This is a genomic window from Marinobacterium iners DSM 11526 (genome assembly GCF_900107855.1).
Taxonomy (GTDB): domain Bacteria; phylum Pseudomonadota; class Gammaproteobacteria; order Pseudomonadales; family Balneatricaceae; genus Marinobacterium; species Marinobacterium iners.
In genome coordinates, this window is sequence record NZ_FNRJ01000002.1 from 51,491 (window position 1) to 76,428 (window position 24,938).

Annotated in this window: 21 protein-coding genes and 3 tRNA genes; 7 read left to right on the plus strand and 17 right to left on the minus strand. The window is 54.4% G+C overall.

The window, feature by feature from the left end:
• Positions 1-22 precede the first annotated feature (22 nt).
• From BLV48_RS03185 to BLV48_RS03205, 5 genes are all read right to left on the minus strand, one after another.
• On the minus strand, positions 23-3,466 hold the full coding sequence (locus BLV48_RS03185; protein WP_091823020.1) for a DEAD/DEAH box helicase family protein: 3,444 nt from the start codon (positions 3,464-3,466) through the stop codon (positions 23-25).
• A 64-nt stretch (positions 3,467-3,530) separates the two neighbouring features.
• Positions 3,531-5,042: a sigma-54 interaction domain-containing protein gene (locus tag BLV48_RS03190; protein ID WP_091823023.1), complete on the minus strand. Its 1,512-nt coding sequence runs from the start codon at positions 5,040-5,042 to the stop codon at positions 3,531-3,533.
• A gap of 666 nt (positions 5,043-5,708) precedes the next feature.
• Positions 5,709-5,793: transfer RNA gene (locus tag BLV48_RS03195), tRNA-Leu, on the minus strand.
• A 36-nt stretch (positions 5,794-5,829) separates the two neighbouring features.
• A tRNA-His gene (locus BLV48_RS03200) sits at positions 5,830-5,905 on the minus strand.
• 46 nt (positions 5,906-5,951) lie between these two features.
• Positions 5,952-6,028: transfer RNA gene (locus BLV48_RS03205), tRNA-Arg, on the minus strand.
• A 232-nt stretch (positions 6,029-6,260) separates the two neighbouring features.
• Here BLV48_RS03205 and folD point away from each other — a divergent pair.
• The gene (gene folD / locus BLV48_RS03210) at positions 6,261-7,115 is read left to right on the plus strand and encodes a bifunctional methylenetetrahydrofolate dehydrogenase/methenyltetrahydrofolate cyclohydrolase FolD (protein WP_091823026.1); all 855 of its coding nucleotides are present in this window, start codon (positions 6,261-6,263) and stop codon (positions 7,113-7,115) included.
• 104 nt (positions 7,116-7,219) lie between these two features.
• Positions 7,220-9,067: a PAS domain S-box protein gene (locus BLV48_RS03215; protein WP_091823029.1), complete on the plus strand. Its 1,848-nt coding sequence runs from the start codon at positions 7,220-7,222 to the stop codon at positions 9,065-9,067.
• A 54-nt stretch (positions 9,068-9,121) separates the two neighbouring features.
• On the opposite strand, the gene cysS is transcribed toward BLV48_RS03215, so the two are convergent.
• The 3 genes from cysS to BLV48_RS03230 form a co-directional block, all read right to left on the minus strand.
• A complete protein-coding gene (gene cysS / locus BLV48_RS03220) occupies positions 9,122-10,513 on the minus strand; it encodes a cysteine--tRNA ligase (RefSeq protein WP_091823032.1) in 1,392 nt (463 codons plus the stop codon).
• Between the two features lie 69 nt (positions 10,514-10,582).
• A complete protein-coding gene (locus BLV48_RS03225; RefSeq protein ID WP_139253875.1) occupies positions 10,583-11,476 on the minus strand; it encodes a hypothetical protein in 894 nt (297 codons plus the stop codon).
• Positions 11,477-11,483: 7 nt separating this feature from the next.
• On the minus strand, positions 11,484-13,163 hold the full coding sequence (locus BLV48_RS03230; RefSeq protein WP_091823795.1) for a glutamine--tRNA ligase/YqeY domain fusion protein: 1,680 nt from the start codon (positions 13,161-13,163) through the stop codon (positions 11,484-11,486).
• 188 nt (positions 13,164-13,351) lie between these two features.
• On the opposite strand from BLV48_RS03230, the gene BLV48_RS03235 reads away from it, so the two are divergent.
• Positions 13,352-13,855 carry a peptidylprolyl isomerase gene (locus BLV48_RS03235; RefSeq protein ID WP_091823037.1) on the plus strand — a complete coding sequence of 168 codons (504 nt, stop codon included), beginning with the start codon at positions 13,352-13,354 and terminating at the stop codon, positions 13,853-13,855.
• A complete protein-coding gene (locus tag BLV48_RS03240) occupies positions 13,855-14,616 on the plus strand; it encodes a UDP-2,3-diacylglucosamine diphosphatase (RefSeq protein ID WP_091823040.1) in 762 nt (253 codons plus the stop codon). Before BLV48_RS03235 ends, BLV48_RS03240 begins: the two co-directional genes overlap by 1 nt.
• On the opposite strand, the gene BLV48_RS03245 is transcribed toward BLV48_RS03240, so the two are convergent.
• From BLV48_RS03245 to BLV48_RS03275, 7 genes are all read right to left on the minus strand, one after another.
• Positions 14,600-15,229, minus strand: coding sequence for a MiaE family protein (locus BLV48_RS03245; RefSeq protein ID WP_091823043.1), 630 nt, complete (start codon positions 15,227-15,229; stop codon positions 14,600-14,602). The genes BLV48_RS03240 and BLV48_RS03245 overlap by 17 nt on opposite strands.
• Before the next feature lie 74 nt (positions 15,230-15,303).
• Positions 15,304-16,050, minus strand: coding sequence for a PhnD/SsuA/transferrin family substrate-binding protein (locus tag BLV48_RS03250; protein ID WP_091823046.1), 747 nt, complete (start codon positions 16,048-16,050; stop codon positions 15,304-15,306).
• A 12-nt stretch (positions 16,051-16,062) separates the two neighbouring features.
• A complete protein-coding gene (locus BLV48_RS03255) occupies positions 16,063-16,524 on the minus strand; it encodes a PAS domain-containing protein (RefSeq protein ID WP_091823048.1) in 462 nt (153 codons plus the stop codon).
• Positions 16,525-16,601: 77 nt separating this feature from the next.
• Positions 16,602-16,964 carry a roadblock/LC7 domain-containing protein gene (locus tag BLV48_RS03260; RefSeq protein WP_091823051.1) on the minus strand — a complete coding sequence of 121 codons (363 nt, stop codon included), beginning with the start codon at positions 16,962-16,964 and terminating at the stop codon, positions 16,602-16,604.
• 64 nt (positions 16,965-17,028) lie between these two features.
• On the minus strand, positions 17,029-17,661 hold the full coding sequence (locus tag BLV48_RS03265) for a hypothetical protein (RefSeq protein ID WP_242529955.1): 633 nt from the start codon (positions 17,659-17,661) through the stop codon (positions 17,029-17,031).
• A gap of 44 nt (positions 17,662-17,705) precedes the next feature.
• Entirely contained in the window at positions 17,706-18,977 is a 1,272-nt protein-coding gene (locus BLV48_RS03270) for a BAR domain-containing protein (RefSeq protein WP_091823054.1), read from the minus strand.
• 22 nt (positions 18,978-18,999) lie between these two features.
• A complete protein-coding gene (locus BLV48_RS03275) occupies positions 19,000-19,470 on the minus strand; it encodes a hypothetical protein (RefSeq protein ID WP_139253876.1) in 471 nt (156 codons plus the stop codon).
• A 404-nt stretch (positions 19,471-19,874) separates the two neighbouring features.
• On the opposite strand from BLV48_RS03275, the gene BLV48_RS03280 reads away from it, so the two are divergent.
• From BLV48_RS03280 to BLV48_RS03290, 3 genes are all read left to right on the plus strand, one after another.
• A complete protein-coding gene (locus tag BLV48_RS03280; protein ID WP_091823061.1) occupies positions 19,875-20,105 on the plus strand; it encodes a hypothetical protein in 231 nt (76 codons plus the stop codon).
• Between the two features lie 253 nt (positions 20,106-20,358).
• Positions 20,359-22,956, plus strand: a complete 2,598-nt coding sequence (gene acnB / locus BLV48_RS03285; RefSeq protein ID WP_091823800.1) for a bifunctional aconitate hydratase 2/2-methylisocitrate dehydratase — start codon at positions 20,359-20,361, stop codon at positions 22,954-22,956.
• 165 nt (positions 22,957-23,121) lie between these two features.
• Positions 23,122-23,544, plus strand: a complete 423-nt coding sequence (locus BLV48_RS03290) for a DUF2185 domain-containing protein (protein ID WP_091823064.1) — start codon at positions 23,122-23,124, stop codon at positions 23,542-23,544.
• Here the strand turns inward: BLV48_RS03290 and amrA are convergent, their stop codons facing one another.
• Positions 23,545-24,144: an AmmeMemoRadiSam system protein A gene (gene amrA / locus BLV48_RS03295; RefSeq protein WP_206834355.1), complete on the minus strand. Its 600-nt coding sequence runs from the start codon at positions 24,142-24,144 to the stop codon at positions 23,545-23,547.
• A complete protein-coding gene (gene amrB, locus BLV48_RS03300; protein ID WP_091823068.1) occupies positions 24,131-24,931 on the minus strand; it encodes an AmmeMemoRadiSam system protein B in 801 nt (266 codons plus the stop codon). The genes amrA and amrB overlap by 14 nt, the downstream gene beginning before the upstream one ends.
• Positions 24,932-24,938 lie beyond the last annotated feature (7 nt).

Sequence of the window (24,938 nt, forward strand, 5' to 3'; positions counted from 1 at the left end):
TACGGGCAGCAAAAACGTATATTTAAATCGACACCCGTTTCGCGGTGCTCTGTTTCTGTGGTCCCAACTCAACGCCGAACTGCTTGACCAGCTCTACCAGCGCATCCGCGGTACTTTCATCAGTGAATACACCGTCCAGTCCATCCGTATCCAGTGCGGTAAACGGATGATCATACAGCTGGGCCAGGTTGATGGTGCCGAACCGGCACAGGTGGTTTTTCAGCAGGCCGATAAAGCGCTGCTGACGGCTGTCCAGGTGGATATGGTTCTGCTGCACAAAGCGCGTAAAGGCCGCTTCAACCGCCTGGCTGTCCATGCCGATCAGTGTGCGCAGCAACTGGTCCAGACTGGCACCAGATTCCGGGAAGAAGTCTTTTAGCGTATCCAGATCAAGACTCGGGTTCTGGATATGCACCAGTGCGTTGAGCTGCTCCAGCTCGGTCTCGGTCACGGGTTCACCCTTGCGGATCTTGGCCAGTACCGGATCGGACTCGAACAAAGGCGTCAGGGTTTTCTCTACCTCTTGGCGGAAAATCTGGTAATCGACTGTGACGATTTTGGTGGGTCGGTCAGCGATTTCGTACAACCCCTCGTCATCCTTGATATCGATAACCGGCAAGGCCTCCGCCGGTGGCGCTGTATCCTTGTCTCGCAGGTGAATGATCCCCCGCAGCGCCAGGCGCTTCTCTTCCAGCGCTGCAAAGCTGACTGCCTGCCAGAAGCTGTCCTGCTGGATATCACGAATCTGGTCCGCCTGGGCACGCACCGGGTTCAGGTGCATCGACAGCTTGCCGACCTTGGCCAGGATGGGCTGCTTGGCAACATCCATTTCAGACGGGTTGTTCAGCAGGATAAACTGCAGCTCTGTCAGCTGAAGATCCCAGCGCAGCGCTTCAGACTGATTCTTGATGTCACGCCACTGCATCAGCGGTGCCATTTCGGTACGCAACAGCTGGCGGGTATCCGGTGCAAAGGCGTCCAGACGCTTGGCATCACTGAGTTGAGCCTTGAGCTGCCAGTTGTCACGCACGGCGATACAGCGGTCATCCAGTGCATCGATATCCGCCTTGATCAGTGCGACCGCCTGCTTGAACAGTTCCATCTCCGCCTTTTTCAGCGCCGTTTCGGCCAGATGAAGCCGTGCTTCAAACAGCTTCTCGCACAGTGACTTGCCGGGGCGACCTTCATCCTCTGGCGGGTCCATGTCGAAATATTCGAAGTTGCCCCAGTGATCAAAGATCAGGAAGTGTGTCTTGGGCTGTCCCGACCCATACAGATCCGGACTCAGGCGCGTGCCACGACCGACCATCTGCCAGAACTTAACCTTGGACTTCACCGGCTTGGCAAAGACCAGATTCACCACTTCCGGCACGTCGATACCGGTATCGAGCATATCCACTGAGATTGCGATGGTGATCTGGTCGTTACCCTCGGTCTTCTTGAAGGCGTCGATCAGATCTTCGGCACGGTCATACTTGGAGTGGATCACGCGACAGAAATTGCCGCCATGCTGCGGATACATCTCGCCAAACAGCTCGGATAACAATTCGGCATGCTGGATGCTGCGGGCGAAGATGATGCTTTTGCCGGGCAACTGGCCATCGGCATCACGCAGCCCCTTTTCCATCAGGTTACGCAGGATGGCTCGGTTGGTGTCCTTGTTGAACACTGCCTTGTCGATATCCGGCGCATCGAAGTCCAGTTCGTTCGGATCGAAGCCCTGCTCTTCCAGCTCGGCCAGCTGCTCATCGGTCAACGATTTGCCTTTGATACCCTCGCGCAGGAACTGAGTGGTATGGGTGACCACACGGAATGGCACAAGGTTACCATCAGCCACCGCCTGCTCCAGCGGGTAGTTGGCTGTAGGCAGCTTGTAGTCACAGCCAAACAACCGGCAAGTGGAGCGGCTGACCATCTCAACCGGTGTAGCGGTCAGACCAACCTGACGTGCATCGAAGTATTTGAACAGATCGCCATAGACGTTGTAGACCGAGCGATGGGATTCGTCCGCAATGATCAGGTCAAAATAGCCCACATCGAACTGCTCGTAGAGTCGCATCATGCCGGGATAGGTCGCGACGTAAATGCGGGCGTTATCCAGGTATTTCTTGTCGCTTCGACCAACCACATACATCGGTTCTTTGGTGAACTCACTGAAGGCATTGCGAGCCTGCTTGCGCAGTTCCTTGCGATCACAGAGGAAGAGCACACGCTTGGCCCAGCCTGCATCCAGCAGGCGCTTGGTCAGCGCAATGGAGACACGGGTTTTACCGGTACCGGTCGCCTGCACGATCAGCGCCTTGCGATGTCCCAAGGCGAAACGCTCGCTGACACGAGTGATGGATTCCATCTGGTACAGGCGGCCCGCAACGTCGGTATCGATGGGCGTTGCGTTCAGATCCTTGCGCTGGGTGCGTTGCTGAATGAGGTACTGCAGGCTGTCCTTGCTGTAATAGCCATAGAGCTTGCGCGGCACGCTATCCAGCACATCATCCCAGATCCAGATATCGTAGCCGTTGGTATAGAAGATCACCGGGCGTTGGCTGAATTTTTTCTCAAGTGAATTGGCGTACAGCTTGGCTTGCTGACGACCTTTTTCCGGGTTGGCACGCGCACGTTTAGCCTCTACAACAGCTAGCGGCTTACCATTGTCATCCCAAAGCACGTAGTCACAGTAGCCGATACCGGTTGTGGTCGGTTGGCCATCCACTTCAACCTCAACACCCACCTGTTCGGTGTTACCGCCCTCCAGATCCACATCCCAGCCTGCCAGGCGCAATTCGCTGTCGATCAAACGACGTCGTGTCTCGGCCTCGTTCAGTTCGAGCGTATTGGTCGCCTGAGTGCTGGATTTGATGAATTGCTCGACCCTGCCCTGATCCTGCTGCTGTTTGAGTTTGGCCGCTTCACGCAGTGCCGCCTGTTCGGCCTCCTTCGCTGCCTCCAGCTCTTTCAGCGCATCTTCCAGTTGCACGGATTGCGAAGCCAGCTTCTCCTGCAGCGTCTTGTTCTTCTGCTTGAGTTCCGACTTGGCTGTTGGGGGCTGTATGGGTTTAGGCTCTTGGAATTCAGGGCATTGTTCACGGCTGCCATCCCCCTGAGCGATCAACAACCAGCAGCTCAGATGGAAGGCTTCCTTTACTAGCCAGGCAGCCGTATTGGCTGATACATCACCTTCATGAGCCGCCTTGTTGCCATGCATGCGGATGGCATGCAGCTTGTCGAGAATGACCTGCGGCACGACGGATTTGAAGCTGTCATTGTTCAGACGATCCATAAAGGTCGCATTGGGCTCTACGGGGAGCTTGAGCTCGCTGTAGACGACACCCACCAGCTTTTCGACAAAACAGCGGAGTTTGACCAACGAACTCTGCGGATCTAGATAGGCGTAGGTTTCAGCAAACCCGCCAAGGTCCGCAAGGTTGGGCCATTGTTCTCTGAGATGTTCAAAATTCATGGACTTCATGTCTTTCAGCCTGTGATGACTTCCTGTAATCCAAGTATCGTGCCAAGTCAGGTTTCAAACCCGTTTAATGGCCTTCGATACCGAGCTGCTTGATCCAGTTATTCAGCGTCTGGTGGTTATTCAACCCTAAAAGCTCGGAGGCCTTACCCTTCTGACCCGCCGTAATTTTGAGCGCCTCACGAATACAGTAACGCTTTGTATTATCGAGGATTTCATTCACGTCAATGCCTGACGCCACATCGATATTGAGGTCTGAGCCATAAGGTTTCTGGGGACGTTGAATGAGTGCATGTTCTACTTCTGCAACCCCAAGTATTTCGCCATCAGCCCAGATGGATGCCCTGAGCAGGGTATTCCAAAGCTCGCGGATGTTGCCAGCCCAACGCTGACGCTTGATAAACTCTATTGCGTCATCGGAAATTTTTTTACTTACATAGCCCGGCTGATCTTTCGCTTCGCGATTAAGCTGTTCCATGAGCGATGTAATCAACTCTGGGATGTCGTCCTGTCGCTCACGCAGAGGCGGCAAGACCACAATACCAACAGCCAGACGATAAAACAGGTCTTCCCGGAATGTCCCTTCTTCTACCATTGCCAGCAAGTTACGATGCGTCGCCGCAATCACACGCACATCGACCGCATGGGGCTTGCTGGCACCCACAGGGTTAATCTCTTTCTGCTGCAAAGCCCTCAGCAGTTTGGCCTGGGCATCGAGAGGCAGCTCGCCTATCTCATCCAAAAAGAGCGTGCCGCCATCCGCCTCGTCAAAAAAGCCCTTGCGGTTGGCATCTGCACCGGTAAAGGCCCCCTTTATGTGACCGAACAGCTGGGAGTCTATTAAGCCTTCCGGGATCGCTCCACAGTTGACGGGTATGAAGGGCCCGGCAGCACGGGGAGATGCTTCGTGTATCGCCTGGGCAATTACTTCTTTTCCTGTTCCCGACTCACCTTGAACGATCACCGGCAGATTGCGCGGAGCCAACCGCTTGGCGAGTGAAACGGCTTCACGCATGGCAGGCGAAAAAGTCTGGATATGCTCGAAATGACTATCCAGCTTGGGTGCTGCACCCGCCAGTGAGCCCAGTACGCCATCCTGGTGTTCAAGATACGCAAGGGCAATATCAAAAGGCAGCTCGACATCGGTTACCCCGTCTTGAATGGAGGTTTGTACCAGACGGGTGTTGTAGACCCCCTTACCCAGCAGCAACCAAATGGCAGCCATCGCCGGCGTACCCGAAGACAGGTTGAGCGTTACCAAAGCATTGGGTGAGCAGCAGCGGTCAAGCGCGTTCTGCGCTTCAGCATAGATCTCGGGATAGTGGATGGGGCTGGTCAACTCAACGGGGGAGATATGAATAGCCGTTTTGACCTTGGCATTGCGTGTTCGTGACTGAGCAACCAGCCACTGCTGATAGCGGTCCAGCTCGTCAAACCAGCCATTGGCAAGAATGTGTATTTCATCGAAAGGCGCGTCGGCGGCAAGCAGTATCGAGGCGATGGGACCACTCTGACCAGCCTCCTCCGCATCCAAATCATGTCGACCCAGCCAGGTCAGCAAAATCCGTTTTTTGAACACACCACAAACTCCGATTGCAACTAGCAACAGAATCTATCATGTGTGGGGAGGAAAGTCTTTGGACGTTGAGGATACGTAAGCTGTTTAAATGACGATAGATAACCCCTCTTCAGAAGGCTCGCCTGAGCATCAAAGTCAGCTTGTCGCTGCAGCGTCTGCACCTGATGGGCATAAGGCGGGTATCCATACCCAATAGATCAAGCGCCCATTCTGGTTGTGTTTGCATATGAGTCGAAAATGACCCACTTCGCACGGTGCCACCTGCCGGAATGAATTTTCAGTGCTGGAATTATCGAGAATTCTCACATAGTCGTACAAAGGCCAGACCCAGCGGATATAGGCAAGCGTACTGGGGGTACGTGTCTGCACGTAGCCTTCTAGAGCATGGTGCCCGACCTCCTTCACCCGCTGAGTGATACATACCAGATTTGACTCTGAGGCCTCACAAGGATAAACACCTGTACAACTCCGCAAGTGGGAAGCGCTTGATATCTTGCCGCTTCATCTCAACCTCTTTGTACAAACCTAACTGGATAGTACAAGGCTTTGTACAAAGGTAACAAGCATAAGTGGGGTTAAGCTGGTGCTAACAGGTGACTCTAAAAACAGAAAACCCCGTAAAAACGAGGCCTTAAGATGTAATTACGGATTCATAATTACTGTGTTTGGTGCGGACGGAGAGACTCGAACTCTCACACCTTGCGGCACTGGAACCTAAATCCAGCGTGTCTACCAATTCCACCACGTCCGCCAACTTTTCAGCCAGCGGCTGAAGCTTCCAAGGTAATGGGGTGGACGATGGGGCTCGAACCCACGACCACCGGAATCACAATCCGGGGCTCTACCAACTGAGCTACGCCCACCATAACCTTGTATACTCAACCTTTTAGACGACCTTAACCAGCATGCTGGCGCGCCCGGCAGGGCTCGAACCTGCAACCTACGGCTTAGAAGGCCGTTGCTCTATCCGATTGAGCTACGAGCGCATAATACGCCGCCTCGTCTTGAGTATCTACCCCGTCTCGAGGAGGTGCGTATCCTAAGGCAGTGCCTCGGCAAGGTCAACACCCGGATTCAATATTTTTCAGCAGAAACAACACTCTGTATCAGTACCACCAAAAGAAAAGTGCATTGGCCCTGCAGGCCCAAAGATGAGAAAATCAGCAGTATTGTTCATTTCCCACTTATATATGCAGCTTAAAGGAACATTCTCCAGCCATGAGCGCCCGCATTATTGATGGCAAGCAAATCGCTGCCGAGGTCAGACAGAAAGTACGCGCAGGTATTCAGGCCCGCTTGGAACAGGGTAAACGCGCACCCTGCCTCGCCGTGATTCTGGTCGGCAGCGACCCCGCTTCCCAGGTTTACGTTCGCAATAAGAAAAATGCCTGCGAAGAGGTCGGCATTACCTCACGCGCCTATGACCTGCCGGCTGAAACCGGTCGTGAAGAGCTGCTGGAGCTGATCAGCACACTCAACGATGACAAAAATGTGGACGGCATTCTGGTCCAGTTGCCTCTGCCGCGTCATCTTGATGCCACCGAAGTTTTGGAGCAGATTCGCCCGGACAAGGACGTGGACGGCTTCCATGCCTTCAACCTTGGCCGCCTGGCCCAGCGCATACCGGTTCTTCGCCCCTGTACTCCCAAAGGCGTTATGACACTATTGGAGTCCACCGGCATCGACTTGCATGGCCAGGAAGCCGTCATCGTCGGCGCCTCCAATATTGTTGGCCGTCCAATGACGCTTGAGTTGCTGCTTGCAGGCTGTACCACTACAACCACGCACCGCTTTACCCGCGACCTTGAAGCCCATGTCCGCCGCGCCGATATTGTTGTGGTTGGCGTTGGCATCCCCGGACTCGTGAAGGGCGAATGGATCAAACCCGGCGCGGTTGTGATCGATGTCGGCATTAACCGGCTGGATGACGGCCGCCTGGTTGGAGACGTTGAATTCGCACCCGCTGCCGAACGTGCAGGCTGGATCACTCCTGTGCCAGGTGGTGTAGGACCAATGACCGTTGCCAGTCTTATGGAAAATACGCTCGAAGCATCTGCCATGCTCGAAGGCTAGTGGAGGCGGGTGTCGATCACGGATAATATCGACACCCAAAAACACCTGTTTTAACAGCGAAAATCTGCTAGTTTTATCAACAGGCGTTGCAGGAATATTGCAGGATGCAAATGGACAAGGACACCCTCCCCGAGCAAAACAAAACTCCCTTTCATTACCGGCTGCGCCAGCTCGGCCTCCCGGTTGCGATTTTCATCGTCGGCACAGTGCTGAGCATTAGCTTGGCCAAACACGAGGCAAATCGACAGCGACTGGAACTGGAAGACCGTTTCAAGGCAACCGTGCAGCAAACCACCCGCGTGCTACAGGAAAAGGTTGATCGTTTTACGCTGTTGATGAAAGCGGGCCGCGGACTGGTGCTGAACCATCCTGACGCCCCCACCCTGCAGCTGAATCGACGCTGGCACCAGATGTTTGACTCCTACGAGATGCGATACTCCGATTTCGGAATCATTGGGCTCTCCTACACTCGCTACCTTGCACCAGACGAACGCCAGGCTTTTGTTGATCGTTTCAATCAAGAAAGTCCGCGCAAATTGACAATCTTTCCACCGCCTGCCCCCAACCAGCCCAGCTTTCTGGTCATGCACTTGACGCCGGCTGCCGTGGAAAGCCGCATGCTTGGATATGATATCTATAATGGTGATTCACGACGCAAAGCCGCTTTACAGGCTATGACCAGCGGTACAATGAGCGCTACCCAGCCCCTGTCATTGCTGCCAACCGATATCAACTCTCTGGATTACCTTCTACTACTGCCTGTGCAGACCAATGCAGCTTTTCTGGGCTGGGTAACACTCGGTTTCAGCATGAGTCAGCTAGTGCAGGAAAGCCTGAACGACCTGACCAACCCACTGCGCATTCAGCTGATAGATCCTCGACAAGGCAGTCAGTCAATCAGCTATGACTCCCACCCTGAACTGGGTCAGCCCGAACCAAGTTTGCAACACGCCGCAAGCCTGACACTGGCGGGACAGGAGATCCACCTTCAGATCAGCCCCCTCGACCCCGACCTGCACCGAGAGGCATCCAGCCAGTACCACGGCCCAACGCTGATATCAGGCTTGTCATTGACCCTTTTAGTCGCCTCATTGCTGCTGTTTTTTATTCAGGCACGGCATCAGGCACTGCGCCTGAGCAACCACATGGCCGCCCGCGCAGACGAGATGTATAAGCGCTACAGAACACTATTCACACAATCGCCCGAAGCAATCGTGGTACATGTCAACGGAGTTGTTGAGCTGGCCAACGAGCATGCCGCTGCTCTGTTCGGCTGCAACTCACCGGATAAATTAGTACAACGCAGTATCGATACCTTGGTACACCCCGACAGCCTGAGTTTTGTTCGTGATCGTGGTGCCGCACTGGAACGTGGCGAAGCCCTGAAACCCGCTGAACAAAAACTGATGCGGCTGGACGGCTCCACTTTTGAAGCCGAGGTCTCGAGTACAATGATCCAGTATCGCGGCAAACAGGCCATTCAGGTGATGTTTCGTGACATAACTTCGGATAAGGCGCAGCGTCAGGAGTCACGAATTGCCCAAGCGGTATTTCGTCACAGTCATGACGCCATCATGGTCACGGACGGGCGCGGCAGAATCGAGCTGGTAAATGCAGCCTTCCAAAAGCTGACGGGGTACGCTCCGGCTGCCATGACAGGTCGCAACGTTTCAGTACTCAATTCCGGCCACCACGACAGCTCGTTTTTCCATCGCATGTGGATGGCCTTGATCAATACTGGCGAATGGAGCGGTGATATTGTCAATCGCACCCGCGAAGGACGACTCTATATCCAGGAGACCAACATTACCGCTGTAAAGGACGAACAACAGCAAACCCAGCATTATGTTTGCTTGATGCGAGATGTAACTGAACAAAGACGTGGCCTTGATTACACCCAGCTGCAGGCGCTAAAGGAACAACTGGCTCAGACACACGGCCTAAGCCAGTAAGGAAGGGATGGCAGGCAGCCCCCCCCCCCAGGAACCTCAACTGCCTGCCAACAATCAGCCTTCGCGATACCAGCTTGTGCCGTCACGACTGTCTTTCAGGACAACACCCTTCTCAGCCAGCAGATCCCGGATACGATCGCTTTCGGCAAAATCCTTGTCCTTGCGCGCTTGAGCTCGCTGCTCGATAAAGGCTTCAATCTCTTCCGCCGACAGATCACCCTCACCCGCTTCCCCCTGCAGAAACTGATCCGGCTCCTGTTGCAACAGACCGATCATACCGGCCAATTGCTTCAACTGAGCAGCCAGCTGGGGCGCTACAGGATCATTATCACGCGCAGCCTTGTTCAGTTCGCTGGCAATTTCAAACAGCACCGCCAATGCGCGCGGGGTATTGAAATCATCATCCATGGCTTCAACAAAGCGCTGCTCATAATCATTTTGCAGCGTCATCTCCTGCGCCAGCTCAGGCACCGCCTTCAGTGCCTGATAGAAACGTTCAAGCGCACTGTGCGCCTCCCGCAACCCATCTTCCGAGTAATCGATATAGCTGCGGTAGTGCACACTTGAGAGGAAGTAGCGAACCACTTCAGGATTGTAGTGCTTGAGCACCTCACGAATGGTGAAGAAGTTGCCCAGCGACTTGGACATCTTCTCCTGCCCCATGCGAACAGGCCCTGCGTGCATCCAATAATTGACGTAGGTGCAGCCATTGGCCGCCTCAGACTGAGCGATTTCATTTTCGTGATGCGGAAACGGCAGATCCGGGCCGCCACCATGAATATCAAAGGTCTTGCCCAGGCAGCATTTGGACATGGCCGAACACTCAATGTGCCAGCCGGGGCGGCCCTGACCCCAGGGGGAAGACCAGCTAACTTCACCAGGCTTGGCTGCCTTCCACAGGACGAAATCAAGTGGGCTTTCCTTGGCTTCTTCCACCTCCACACGGGCACCCGAGCGCAGGTCTTCCAATACCTTATTGGTCAGACGGCCGTAGGTTTCAAACCGCTCGACCCGATAGTAGACATCGCCATTGGCTGCCGCATAGGCATAGCCCTTCTCGATCAGGGTCGACACCATATCGATAATATCGCCGATATGCGCCGTGGCACGGGGCTCCTGATCGGGACGCAACACAAACAGCCGCGCCTCGTCCTCATGCATCGCCGCAATCATGCGTTCGGTCAACGCATCAACAGACTCACTGTTCTCAGCTGCACGGCGGATGATTTTGTCATCCACGTCGGTGATATTGCGCACATAGGTCACGTCCCAGCCACGGGCACGCAGATAACGCGTAATCAGGTCGAAGGCAACCATTACCCGAGCATGACCGATATGACAGTAGTCGTACACGGTCACACCGCACACATACATGCGGACCTTGCCGGGCTCAATAGGAGTAAAGGCTGTCTTGCTGTTGGTCAGAGTGTTATAGATTTGAAGCATTACTATCCGCCAGACCTGAAATGAGTTGAAAGCGCAAAAACGGGATTATAGCGTGAAAGCGGCCTGTGATCATGGCAATGATACGGTACCCAACCAGGCCTGACCCAGCAGGCTGCTCTCACGGGTCAGGAGAAGGCCATCTTGGGTCCAGACAACAGCCTCCCATTGCCCTGCAGGTGTAAGACTGTGATATTGAGCCCCCTCCCAGTCCGGAAGGTTATCTTTGACAGGCACCGTCCAGACAAAGGCTCGCGAACTGATTCGCCCCTTGGTATAGCCCAGCAACACCAGGCGCTGCCGCCGGGGATCGTAGTCCGCAGCCGTAATCAAACCACCGACCGGGTAACGCCCCACGGGTTCAACGACCTGGCGTGACACCCCTGCCGGATCGACCTGATATACTCGGGTATGCTGATCCTGCCAGTTCTTGCTGAACACCCATACCTTGCCGTTGACCACGGCGGCGGCTTCACAGTCGTTGTTATGAGCATAGGCACCCGCTGACTTGCCGGCATCGGCAAAGCGGAATTCCAGCAGCCGCGAGGGAACTTCGTTACCAGCCGAGGCCTGCAGCAGTGACTGCCAACGTATCGAGTAGATCTGCATCCACTCCCGCCGCCCCAGATTGTTACCGCAATCCAGCACATGTAGCCAATCGGCATCATACGCCATCTCTTCCCAGTCAAAGTTCAGCGCATCCCGTACACGCAGGGTTGAAAGCACTTCACCAGACATCAGGTCAAGGCGGTACAGTTGAGGCTTATCACCGCTGTCATTATGGGTCCATAGCTGACCCTGATGTTGAGAAAGACCCGATGACTCTATCACCTCCAACGGCAACACGGCTCGCCGCTCTACCGTCAGTGAATCGATCGGCCCCGCAACAGGGTGACTGGCACAGCTGGTCAGCAACACTACACTGAGCAGTGCTGCCAACGAGCCGACACGCATCCTTGCCTGCATAATCACATCACTTCGCCTGAATTTTGGCCCAGGAGTCTCGCAAGGTGACCGTGCGGTTGAAGATCAGATGCTGTTCACTGGAGTCAGGATCAACGCAGAAATAGCCATTACGTTCGAACTGGTAGCGACTTTCAGCCACTGCATGTTTGAGTCCGATCTCAGCACGAGCATTGACCATAACCTTGAGCGACTCGGGATTGAGGAACTCATGGAAGTCACGATTCTTGTCCGCATCGGGGTTGGCCTCGGTGAACAGGCGGTCATACAGACGCACCTCACACGCTACAGAGTTATCAGCCGACACCCAGTGAATCACGCCATTAGGCTTGTAACCAGTAGGGTTTTCACCCTTGGTAGCCGCATCATAGCTGCAGATCAGCTCTACCACTTCACCCTGCTCGTTCTTGATCACCTCGTTACAGGTAATCACATAGGCACCACGCAGGCGCACGGCATCACCCGGCGCAAGACGCTTCCACTTTTTCGGTTTTTCCTCAGCAAAGTCTTCACGCTCAATCAGCAGATTGCGGGTAAACGGCACCTTGCGCAGCCCCATGGACTCATCCTTGGGATGCGCCGGCAGTTCAAACCACTCCTGCTCACCCTCGGCAAGATTGCTGATGGTAACCTTTATCGGATCGATAACGCACATGGCCCGGGGTGCATTGGCATCCAGATCGTCACGGATAGCCGCTTCCAGCATTCCCATATCAACCGTGCCGTTGGAACGCGTTACACCGATCATGTCGCAGAAATTGCGGATTGAAGCTGGTGTAAAGCCACGGCGACGCATACCGGAGATGGTCGGCATACGCGGGTCGTTCCAGCCATTAACGTGCCCTTCGTCAACCAGCAGCTTAAGCTTGCGCTTGCTGGTGATGGTGTAGTTCAGGTTGAGACGGGCAAATTCATACTGACGCGGCTTGACCGGAACCGGCAGATTCTCAATGAACCAGTCATACAGTGGGCGATGATCTTCAAATTCCAGTGTGCAGATGGAATGCGTAACGCCTTCAATCGCATCGGACTGACCGTGAGCGAAGTCATAGGAGGGGTAGATACACCACTTGTCACCGGACTGATGATGATGAGCGTGGCGAACGCGGTAGATCACCGGGTCGCGCATGTTCATATTGGGTGCAGCCATATCGATTTTCGCACGCAGGGCACACTCACCCTCCGAGAAATCACCGTTGCGCATCTTTTCGAACAGGGCCAGGTTCTCTTCTATGCTGCGCTCACGGTAGGGACTGTTTTTGCCAGGCTCAGTCAAGGTGCCACGGAACTCACGCATTTCATGGGCGCTAAGGCTGTCCACATAGGCCTTGCCTTCATTGATCAAATGGATCGCCCAAGCATACAGCTGCTCGAAATAGTCAGAGGTGTAACGCACCTCACCGCTCCATTCAAACCCGAGCCAGCGCACATCTTCGATAATGGAATCGATGTACTCCTGACTTTCCTTCTCGGGATTGGTGTCGTCGAAACGCAGTTGGCACCGACCATTGAAGCGCAGTGCCGTGCCAAAGTTCAGGCAGATCGACTTGGCATGACCAATGTGAAGATAGCCATTGGGCTCAGGCGGGAATCGAGTCACCACTTGCCCATCGTTCAGGCCTTTGCTGAGATCATCTTCAATAATCTGGTGGATAAAGTTGTTCGGCTTGGGACTGTCGTTTCTGGTCATATCCATGTCTTGTCGAAGCTGAAAAAGGCCGGCCGATTGCCGGAACTGAAGCCGATCATTATAACCGCAGATCAGCCCTGCACGCACGCGGACACCGGCTCAAATCGCAGCCAGCGACATCATGTGGATGCAGCGATGTAAGACTTGAGTATAATAGCTCTACACATAAGAGAAACAGGGAAACCGATATGATCATCCTGCAAACCAATTTCGGCGACATCACACTGGAACTGGACCACGAAAAAGCGCCGGAAACAGCAGCTAATTTCGAGCAGTATGTACGCGATGGCTTCTATGACGGCGTGATTTTTCACCGCGTAATTGACGGTTTCATGATCCAGGGTGGTGGCTTCGAGCCCGGTATGATCTCCAAAGAGACCCGCGAACCGATCAAGAACGAAGCCGATAACGGCCTGTCCAACCAGACTGGCACTATCGCCATGGCCCGCACCATGGACCCGCACTCTGCATCAGCTCAGTTCTTCATTAACATCTCCGACAACACCTTTCTCGACCACACAGCCAAAACCACCGAGGGCTGGGGTTACGCCGTATTCGGTAAGGTTGTCGATGGCATGGATGTGGTCAACAAGATCAAGGCAGTCAACACTACCATGCGCGCCGGACACCAGGACGTTCCGGTTGAAGACGTGGTCATTGAGTCAGCCAGCATCAAACAAGCGGAAGAGTAATGCGACGGCTGTTTATCGCCGACCTGCACCTGCACCACAAACGCCCGGACATTATCCGGGCGTTTGTGATACTGCTTGAGCAAAAGGCACCGCAGTTCGATGAACTCTACCTGCTGGGCGATATATTTGAAGCCTGGGTGGGTGATGATGGTGCACCGGAATATCTTGAGCCGGTTTACCATGCACTGCGCAAACTGGCTGCCCTGGGCACACGTATTCTGTTTCAGCACGGCAACCGAGACTTTCTGTTCGGCCAGGCAGCCGCTACACGCCTTGAGGTTACATTACTGCCTGAAGTGGTACGCCTTGAATCGGAACAGGGTCCTTTTCTGGTACTGCATGGCGACCAGCTGTGTACTGACGACCGTGACTATCAGCAGTTTCGCACCATGGTGCGTGACCCCAAGTGGCAACAGGCATTTCTCGCCAAACCTCTTGCCGAGCGTGAGGCGATAGCCCAGCAGCTGCGTGAAACCAGTCGCAGCGAAACAGCCAACAAAACCGAAACCATTACCGATGTGTCTTCCATTGCCGTTAGCGCGTTGATGCAGCATGAGCAGGTCGACCTGATCATTCACGGCCACACCCACCGCCCCGCCCTGCATCACCGGCAAAACGGTGATCGCGGCGAGCGCATTGTGCTGGGAGACTGGGACCGAGAGGGCTGGTACTTGGAGATGGACACACAGGGCATCCGCCTGTATGCCTTTATCTTACCCGTAGGTGAAAAGCTGCAGTCCGAACTCAGGCAGCAGCTGTAAGAGCCGCCGAAGGACGACCGCTGTGGAAGCGAAACTCGTCGTCCTCGGCCAGAATCAACTCGCACTCTATCTGACGAAAATACTCGATACGATCATCGATCGGCTCACCTGCATAGTCTCGTGCAAGCTGCAGATAATCCTGATAGTGACGCCCTTCGGACTTCAGCAGAGAACGGTAGAATTTTGCCAACTCATCATCCAGCGAAGGCGCCAAAGCAGCAAAACGCTCGCAGGAGCGAGCCTCGATAAACGCCCCAATAATCAATACATCAATCAACCGCCCCGGTTCTGACGTTCTAACACCGGTACGCAAACCGCCTGCATAGCGCGCAGGACTCATATGGTCATAACGATGACCCCGAGCCTCCATCAACGCCAATACCTGCTCAAAATGGATCAGCTCTTCCCGTGCCAGCCGCGACATCTTGTTCAGCAGATCAGAGCGATCCACGTAACGGAACATCAATGTCATTGCAGTAGAGGCGGCTTTTTTCTCGCAATGAGCGTGATCGGTGAGCAGAATCAGCTGGGATTCGGGCTTCGCAGCCAGTTCAAGCCACTCCTGCGGAGTTTCACAGCCAAGAAAGTCTTTGATTTCGCTCAGGGCGTCCATCCAGCATTACCTGTTTCTGCAAATAAAAACGGGGCGCATTATAACAGCACCCCGCTCTCTCGACAGCCGATGGATCAGTCAATCAGCGTATCAATGAGATCAATCATGAACTCTGTCTGTTCTTCATGCATCTGATCCCATCCATCCAGCCCCATGCTTTTGAGCACATCCTGACCCTTTGGATCATGTTCCATGTTGGTCAAACGCTCAACCAACAACGGGATATGCTGCTCCATTCGGGGACCGGCCACCAGTGTATGATGCACCACACTGATCTGACTGTTAACCAAAGGCTTCATCTGCTTTCGAATCAGCTCAGAGAGTTCGTCAAACCCCGCCTGCAGAAAAAAGCCGACATCAGCATTGCCGTTCAACAGTGCTTTTGCCACCAAAACATAACTGTCCAGCTCAAGGAAAGTAACATTACTGCCATCAAGATCTGCCGACTCGAGCATGATCATACCCATTGTATGCACATCAGGGTCAGCAGTGGTTGCAACGGTAATACCCGACTCCAGGTCTTCGACCGTTTCTCGAGGGTCTGATGCCAGCGTGGCTATCAGCGTTTCATCAGAGAGATTGCGCGGTCGCACCAACACTTTAAAACCCAGCTCACGCACCAGCATTGACGCATCGTAGGGGTTGGCATAGATCAGATCAATTTTGCCACTACGAATGTCTTCACGCTGCGCTTCGAAGCTGTCATATAGCTCAAGATGCACACCCGCACCCAACTGACGCTGCAGCCAGGTGTTGAAAATAAACCAGCCCGACAGATGTGACGGCGGAAAGTCAGGACTGACCGATAAATTAAGAGTCATCGCAGCACCCCATTACCTAAGCGTCGCGTAGAGGGCTTCGCTTTCTTTGATTTTGCTGCGTGATGGCTTGCGTCGGACCGAAGTATAGCCGACCAGCTCGCCATTACGGATATTCGGGATGACCGTCGCCTTCACCCAGTAATACGCGCCATCTTTACGCAGATTTTTCACATAACCCTGCCACTTCTTACCTTGGGCTACGGTATCCCAAAGGTCCTTGAATGCCACAGCGGGCATGTCTGGATGGCGCAGAATATAGTGATTGGTTCCCAGCAGCTCTTCACGGGTGTAACCCGACATTTCAATAAATGCACGGTTAGCGTGAGTAATGATGCCTTGGGGGTCAGTACGGGACACGATCAATTTGCCATCCGGATAGGGCACCTCGCGATCCACGATCTTCGCCAGCCGTTCAGTGCCATCAAAATATTTGAGCAGCACCTCTGTGGTGGCACCGGTATCTTGTTCGGACATAGACACTCCAGGCCGATAGAAAAGCGTGCATATCAGTTAACTGATGTTTCCATGCACGCCCAGCACTTTGACAAGGTTCAGAGAATCTTACCGATAGCCTCTGCAGCGCGCTTGACATCAAGGAAGATCAGACCCAATCGCGCATTGGTCTTGGCAACAACAGTCAGCACCGATTCAGGGTTTGCATGAGTCATCAGGATATAGCCTTCTTTACCCTTGACGAGCACCTGCTCAAGCTCACCACGGGCCAGTTCCTGAGAGGTACGTTCGCCGAGCGACAGCATGGCTGCACTCATTGCACCAACTCGGTCTTCATCCATACCGGCAGGCAGGAGAGCATCAATAACGAGACCGTCTGTAGAAATCACAGCAGACGCTTCAATTTCTGCAGATGTTCCGTTGAGATCGTTGAGAATGGAAGTCAACATTTCTGAGCGCATGGTAGTCTCCTTTTAGGCCATTAGCGCTGGTTTTAATCCTGTATAAAACGGCCAGTCCGTTTTATCAGTAATCCAGGTAGCGTCGGATCAGCACCGACATCAAGTCCACAAAAGGCTGCCGATTCAAATGAGGCATCCCTTCCAGAATTAGCAGGAATTTCTGTTCACCTACGTGAAGCGTCCAAAAACCCAGCTCACTTTGTCCTACAGCATCCACAAGCGCCCAGGACGAACCATCGAAACCAAGGTGTCTGCCAAGCAGCGCCTGATGGCGCTCATGCATGGAGACCAAGTCTGCTGCCATCCCCGCTACCGCTTCAGCTTCTTCTGCACCGAAGCCCGACTGCCCCAGACAGAAACCCTGATCATCTGCCAACAGCACACGACCATCGGCAAGTTGCGGTAAATATTCAGGCAACAGATGTTCAATAGTGCCAGCAGCGATAGGCTCAGGGTTTTGCGGTAGATCAACAAAGCCGTGTTGCACAGCCTTATCGAGCAATGTCTGTGCTTCTGCCTCGCCCATCCCCGTCAGTTTTTGCAGCAGTGAGCTGAGATACGGAATATGGGTATCTGCACTCAACAACTGCAACAACAAGGCACGCAGTGCTTCTGGCTCGGTGTTCAGTGTCGCGTAGTAAGCGCCACTGGGCGTCACCTGAAAATACCGCGGGGTATCATTCTGTTCTTGATTCACGGTTTAACTCCGAAAGATCCATGGTGTGATACACACTTTTCCGGTCATTGACAGTACAGACCGATGGCGTCCGCTGCCACAAGGAACGAAAACACAAAGCGCTGAGGCACACCTAACATTGAGGCAATATTCTGGGCTGACAATCTTTGGCTCTGCCAAAGCTCAGCAATGCTCCGGGCATGAGGCGTCTCCAGCAGGCGTTCAAAGTCAGGAATTGAATTAAGCAACCGCGGCTCTTCCGCGGACAGCGTGTCAGGCAGACGACCACGAGCGGTAAACAATGCCAACTGCCAAAGCAGCTCGTCAGAGGCAACCCGCCGACCCTTGGGAAGTTCGGCATCCGGCTCCCGCTCGAGCAGTGAAATCTCTTCAAAACCAAATCGAGTCCTGGTCAACTGCAGCAGCAGATCAGCGTCCAGCGTGACCAAAAACTCCTTATCCGCAGGCAGGTAAAACAGTGCACCCGGAACACCGACTACCTGTTGTGGCTTCCCTGATGCGTTGCCCGCCTCAATACACCGCATGATCCAGGGCAATAAAAGCCCATCAAGGCTGAAATACACACGCCGACGTTCAGTTGCAGAGTCAAGATTCACGTCCGGCAGATTACCGCAACACTGTTGAATCATCTCGGCCGATATGCGCGGTGTCTGCAGTTCATCAGACAACAGGGATTCTGTTTCCTGTGACTCCGCTTCCATAGACAAAGCCGAGGATCTGGAGTCATTTGCCTGCGAATGTTGCTGCCTGAGCTGATTTTGTGCATCCAGAATCAGACTGTTTAACTCATTCCGCTCAAGACTGAAACGACTGCGAAGCGCTTCAGTCTGGCGCTGACTGTTACCGCCTTTCCAGGCACTCAGTGCCTGACTGCTTCGCTCCTTGCGCGCCTGCCACTCTGCAAAGGCGACTGTACGCTGATCCCGCAGGCTCTCCAGCGGATGCTCAGGCGATGCTGCCTGAACTGCAGGCGAAGTAGACATCGCGTCGAGCTGCAGTCGCAGATCAGCCAGCGCCTGCTGCAAGGTTCCCATACTCAAGGGACGAGTCAAGCGAATGCTTTTGCCATTAACTTTTTCGGCCGTACCAGGGTCTACAACGGCAATGAAAGGACGATTGCCATTTTGACGCAACCACCCCTCTACTTGCTTCCGGCTACTGGCATCACTGATCCCAATCAGCAACGACTCCGCACTCTCAGCTGGCACGAGGTGGAAACCCTTGGCCTTGTTGCCGTTAAAAAATATCTCAAGCATTGCAGCCTCGTTGGCCGCAAAACCGATAATGCCTATTGAATGCTTACCACTGACCGGCATTGCACATTCCTTCTAAAACTGCTCAGTGAAGTTTCTGCCTGGAGAATTGCATGCAGCGTCCATTACTGAGGACAGCATGCTCCAGTGGAAGCTCTGCCAAACGAGAGAGGTCACGAGTATCGACGGCCTTGTTCATTGCAATCCGGCATTCCGACTTCAGCAATGGGCCAGCCTGTTGAATCAGGCGATTGACAAGAAATTGCCCTCTGCCACGCAGAACCAGCAACAAGTCGATCAATGCACCGGTAACGCTATCGCTGTCAGCACACTGAATGGCAAGATAGATCCGTCGGATATGGTTTCGCAGGGTGCGAGGACGTGCGGCGACTAGCCGCGTGAGATAACGCAGTGCAACAGTTGGCTGGGTACCGGCATAGATCAGTCGCTTGTCGACCTGTAAATTAAACATGATTTGCAGTTTGCTTAACTGCAAATCAGCATTTACCGGACGCTCTTCCTGTGCGACTTCAGCCTGACTGACTGCCGAGTTCATCAAGGCTACCTCCTGCCTGAGATAATGTATCAGAGTGTTATACTTAGCTTTCGAGATGATTTCAAACCCGCTTTCACTATTATTGACCGGCATCAACAGCATCGAATCAGCTTTTCAATACACAGGGCTACCCGATATCGCCACCTGCATCCTCTTTACCGCCATCACAGGGCTTGAATGCAATCAATCGTTTAAAAACGGTGTCTTTTTTAGGTAACATTTTATTAAAACCATTGTTTGATTCGCGGTTTAAACTGAATCAAAAATACCCAAGATGAATAAAATATTGTCCTCTTTAATTTGCCCATATTGATTATGTGGTCTACGGTTAAATGCACTCGTGCTATCCATGCACCGAGCCTCAGTCTCAGCAACCTCCCAATAACAAGAATTGGTATTTTCAGATGCGCAAGTATTACGACAGCAGCTTTCCCACCCACGGTGAAGATGGTCGATTTGTCATGCTGGTGATGCGGCAACATTACCGAGCCCCCTGGAGCCTTAAAAAAAGAACTGAATGGGAACAGGAGCTTCCGGAGTACCTCACTCAGGATGGTCGCCAGGTCAACGTTCTGGATAACAAAAAAGGCGAGTTTCAGGTATCGGGCGAGGACGAGATCCTAAGGTTGGGCTAACGCCTCACCTGCCAAACCTGACAAGTTTGCTGGACATCAGTGCTGGCAGCAGGACTGCAATGGCTTTACGGCCTGAACCCTTCAGGCCATGTGCTCTTATACTTTGGTAAGACGATTGTCGACACATCTTAACTTTGTCACCCCCTTCCGCTAGAATTCGCTCGCCAATCACCATTCGATACCTAGTCGATACGCCGTCGGTGGAGTAGTACCACTCCGGCGTCCGGCGGTGAAAACAGATGAGGGCCATATCGTGCTTGAAGCTTATCGTAAACATGTAGAAGAACGCGCTGCAGAAGGCGTACCGCCGAAGCCGCTTGATCCCGAACAGACCGCTGCCCTGGTCGAGCTGCTGAAAAACCCGCCTGCAGGCGAAGAAGAGTTCCTGCTTGACCTGATCACCAACCGCGTTCCGGCGGGGGTTGACCAGGCTGCATACGTCAAGGCTGGCTTCCTGGCTGCGATTGCCAAGGGTGAAGCGACCTCCCCTCTGATCGACAAGGTAAAAGCCGTTGAGCTGCTGGGCACTATGCTCGGCGGTTACAATATCGCACCGCTGGTTGAGTGCCTGGACATTGATGCACTGGCCCCGACCGCAGCCAAGGCGCTGTCTCACACCCTGCTGATGTTTGATGCCTTCCACGATGTTCAGGAAAAGGCTGAAGCAGGTAACGCGCACGCCAAGCAGGTAATGCAGTCCTGGGCCGACGGCGAGTGGTTCACCTCCAAGCCTGAAGTTGCCAAGAAAATCACCGTAACCGTATTCAAGGTGCCAGGCGAAACCAACACTGACGACCTGTCTCCGGCTCCGGATGCCTGGTCACGTCCTGACATCCCGCTGCATGCCAATGCCATGCTGAAGATGGAACGCGACGGCATCAACCCGGAAGAACCCGGCGTGAAAGGCCCGTTGGCCCAGATCGAAGAAGTAAAAGCCAAAGGCTTCCCTGTTGCCTACGTGGGTGACGTTGTGGGTACCGGTTCTTCCCGTAAGTCTGCTACCAACTCCGTGCTGTGGTTCTTCGGCGACGACATCCCGTTCGTGCCGAACAAGCGTGCCGGTGGCTACTGCTTCGGTAACAAGATCGCCCCGATCTTCTACAACACTATGGAAGATGCCGGCGCTCTGCCGATCGAAATGCCGGTTGAAAACCTGAACATGGGTGACGTGATCGACGTGTACCCATACGAAGGCAAAGTATGCAAGCACGGTACCGATGAAGTCATCTGCACTTTCAGCCTGAAGACTCAAGTGCTGCTGGACGAAGTACGTGCCGGCGGTCGTATCCCGCTGATCATCGGTCGCGGCCTGACCGAAAAAGCACGCGCCGCACTGGGCCTGGAAGGCTTTGACCTGTTCCGCAAGCCGGAACAGCCAGCTGACACAGGCAAGGGCTTTACTCTGGCTCAGAAAATGGTCGGCAAGGCCTGCGGCATGGACGGCGTACGTCCGGGCATGTACTGCGAGCCGAAAATGACCACCGTTGGCTCTCAGGACACCACCGGTCCAATGACCCGTGACGAACTGAAAGACCTGGCATGCCTGGGCTTCTCAGCCGACCTGACCATGCAGTCTTTCTGCCACACCGCAGCCTATCCGAAGCCGGTTGACGTGAATACCCACCACACCCTGCCGGACTTCATCATGAACCGTGGCGGTGTATCGCTGCGTCCGGGTGACGGCGTTATCCACTCCTGGCTGAACCGCATGCTGCTGCCGGATACCGTGGGTACCGGTGGTGACTCCCATACCCGTTTCCCGCTGGGCATCTCCTTCCCGGCCGGTTCAGGTCTGGTCGCCTTCGCAGCTGCCACCGGTGTCATGCCGCTGGATATGCCGGAGTCAATCCTGGTTCGCTTCAAGGGCAAGCGTAACGCCGGCATCACTCTGCGTGACCTGGTACACGCCATTCCTTACTACGCCATCAAGCAGGGTCTGCTGACCGTAGAAAAGGCTGGCAAGAAGAACGCTTTCTCTGGTCGCGTACTGGAGATCGAAGGCCTGGAAGAACTGACTGTTGAGCAGGCGTTCGAGCTGTCTGATGCGTCCGCAGAGCGTTCTGCTGCAGGCTGCACCATCACTCTGTCTGAAGACTCTGTTGCCGAGTACTTGCGCTCTAACATCGTCATGCTGAAGTGGATGATCGCTGAAGGCTACGGCGATGTACGTACTATTGAGCGTCGTATCAAGGGCATGGAAGAGTGGCTGGCGAACCCGAGTCTGATGCGTGCAGACGCTGATGCCGAGTACGCTGAAGTGATCGAGATCGATCTGTCCGAAATCAAGGAGCCGATCCTGTGTGCTCCGAACGATCCGGATGACGCTCGCCTGCTGTCTGAAGTGGCTGGCCAGAGCATCGATGAAGTGTTCATCGGTTCCTGCATGACCAACATCGGTCACTTCCGTGCCGCCGGTAAACTGCTGGAGTCCTCCGGCAAGTCGATCCCGACTCGCATGTGGATCGCCCCGCCGACCAAAATGGACCAGGCCCAGCTGAGCGACGAAGGCTACTACAACATCTTCGGCAAGGCCGGCGCGCGCATGGAAATGCCGGGCTGCTCACTGTGCATGGGTAACCAGGCGCGTGTTGCTGCGAAGAGCACCGTAGTGTCCACTTCTACGCGTAACTTCCCGAACCGTCTGGGTGATGGCGCCAACGTCTACCTGGCATCTGCCGAGCTGGCTGCCGTTGCGGCACTGGAAGGCAAACTGCCGACCGTTGACGAGTACATGGCCTACGCCAACAAGATCGACAGCATGGCGGGTGAAATCTACCGCTACCTGAACTTCGATCAGATGGAAAACTACGTAGCCAAGGCCGCTACTGTCATCCCGACCGTTGAAGCCTGATTGCGCCGACCGGGGTGATGTAAGTCACCCCTGAAGCGACCCCAGAACCCCCGTCCCAGTGACGGGGGTTTTCGTTTGTCTCGTCGGCTGATTTCCGACAGGCGCAGGCGAACTGTTATACTCCGCACTGCGTAAGCTACCCGAAACAGCGTAAGGCCCATACCGATGAAATCACCCAATCCCGATCAGCCACTGAGCCAGGCCGATGAAACAGCCCAGACCAAGAACGGCTATCTTGCACTGGTCTCGCGTCTGCTGCTGGAGGAAAAGCTGCCGATCCGGTTCATGTACAAGACCGTGCCAGAACATCTGAACGATACTGGCTGGCGCATGTTCACCGGGTATGAAACTGAAGAATTTCTGGAAAATGAACAGATCAACCTGATCCCGATCCCGCTGGAAAGAGTATGTGAAATTGACCCTTCCCTGACTGAGCTGGTCGAGTACAACGCCGGTACAGTATGGGAGCGCGCGCCGGACGCTGATGGCTGGGAGCGAGTGTACGATTTCCGCATCCCCGCACCCAAAGTGGATGTCAGCATTACCAACGATGTGGATCAGTTCGCGACCAAACGCAGCGAGTCCTGATCAGCGGGTGCCGGTTTCCACAACCGGCATCTCCCCCTCCTCACCGAAGCTGTCAGTATGATAGCGCCAAATACGTACATTGTCGGACCAGTAATCCCCCGGCAGCCCCGCCTTGCGTTTCAACTCCGATATGAATGCCTCGGGCGTTGAGAGGCTTTGCCATACCACCGGCAAAAAAGTCGCACGGTGCTCACCCGCTTCCAGGACCACCCCATCCACCTCTGGCTGCAGCACCGCCACCAGCTCGGCTTCACTTGATACCGACAGTGGCGTCAGAGGCGACAGCACAGATAGACTGACCCTTATGAGCTCACCCCGCTGCAAAGGGTCAAAGCGATAGTCTCGCGTTGCCGCGCTGACAGCATTCAGTATGATGTCCTGTCCAAGAGGTCTGTGCGGCTCCAGAGTACCGATACATCCCCGCAGGCGATCATGACTTTCCAGCGTGACAAAGCAGGCCCGTATGGGTTTTAGCCAGTCAGGCAAGGCATCGACTGACGGCAGGTCTGGCCGCTCTGCATTCAGCACAGCTGTGATGGCATTGCGTGCCATCGCCAGCATCTGTGAACGCTGCGTGGTTGTAAATTCAGAAACAGACATAAGCTCCATAGCCAACAACCTGCGTCTTGTCACCGGCCGTATCACCGGAGGTGCATTGACCAAGACATCTCAGTTCCAGTTTTTCCTGCCGTGCCGCCAGCAACAGACCGTTCAGCGCATGACAACCGCAGGCCTGCTCGGACCCCAGTTGCGGCTCTCTGGCCAGAATCATCTCAGTGGTTAGCTCATCCAGCCGCCATGCTTCCTGCCAGGAATGATAGTGACTCAAATCCGAGCTGATCAGTACCAGCGTATGGGGATCCTGCCACAGGTATTGAACTAGTCGTGCGACCCAATCAGCCTCTGTCTGCCCAACCAGTATTGGCACCAGCTTCAGCCCAGCCGCTACCCTCTGCAGGAACGGAAGCTGGACCTCAAGTGAATGCTCCGGCAGATGGACATCAGACCGCATTGCGAGGTCGAATGTCTGCTGCAACTGCTGCATGAACGGAACATCCAAAGGCGTATCGCCCAGCGGGGTATGCCAACCCTCCTCTTCAGGCAACGCCATGCCACGCAAAGGCAATCGATGGTTGGGCCCGAGCAGCACCACGCGCCGCCATTGTGTCCGTGGCAACTCACGCTGTAACAGACGATATGCCAGTGCTGCTATCGGCCCGGAGTAAACCAGACCTGCATGCGGTACCACCAGCGCTCGTGGCTGCCGCGGCAACTGCTCGGGTTCCTTTGCACGTTCCAGCAGATCATCCACTAACATACTGAGCGCCGGCGCACTGGCAGGGTAAAACATTCCAGCAACCGCTGCCGGGCGTATGGCTGCAGTCATCAGCTCT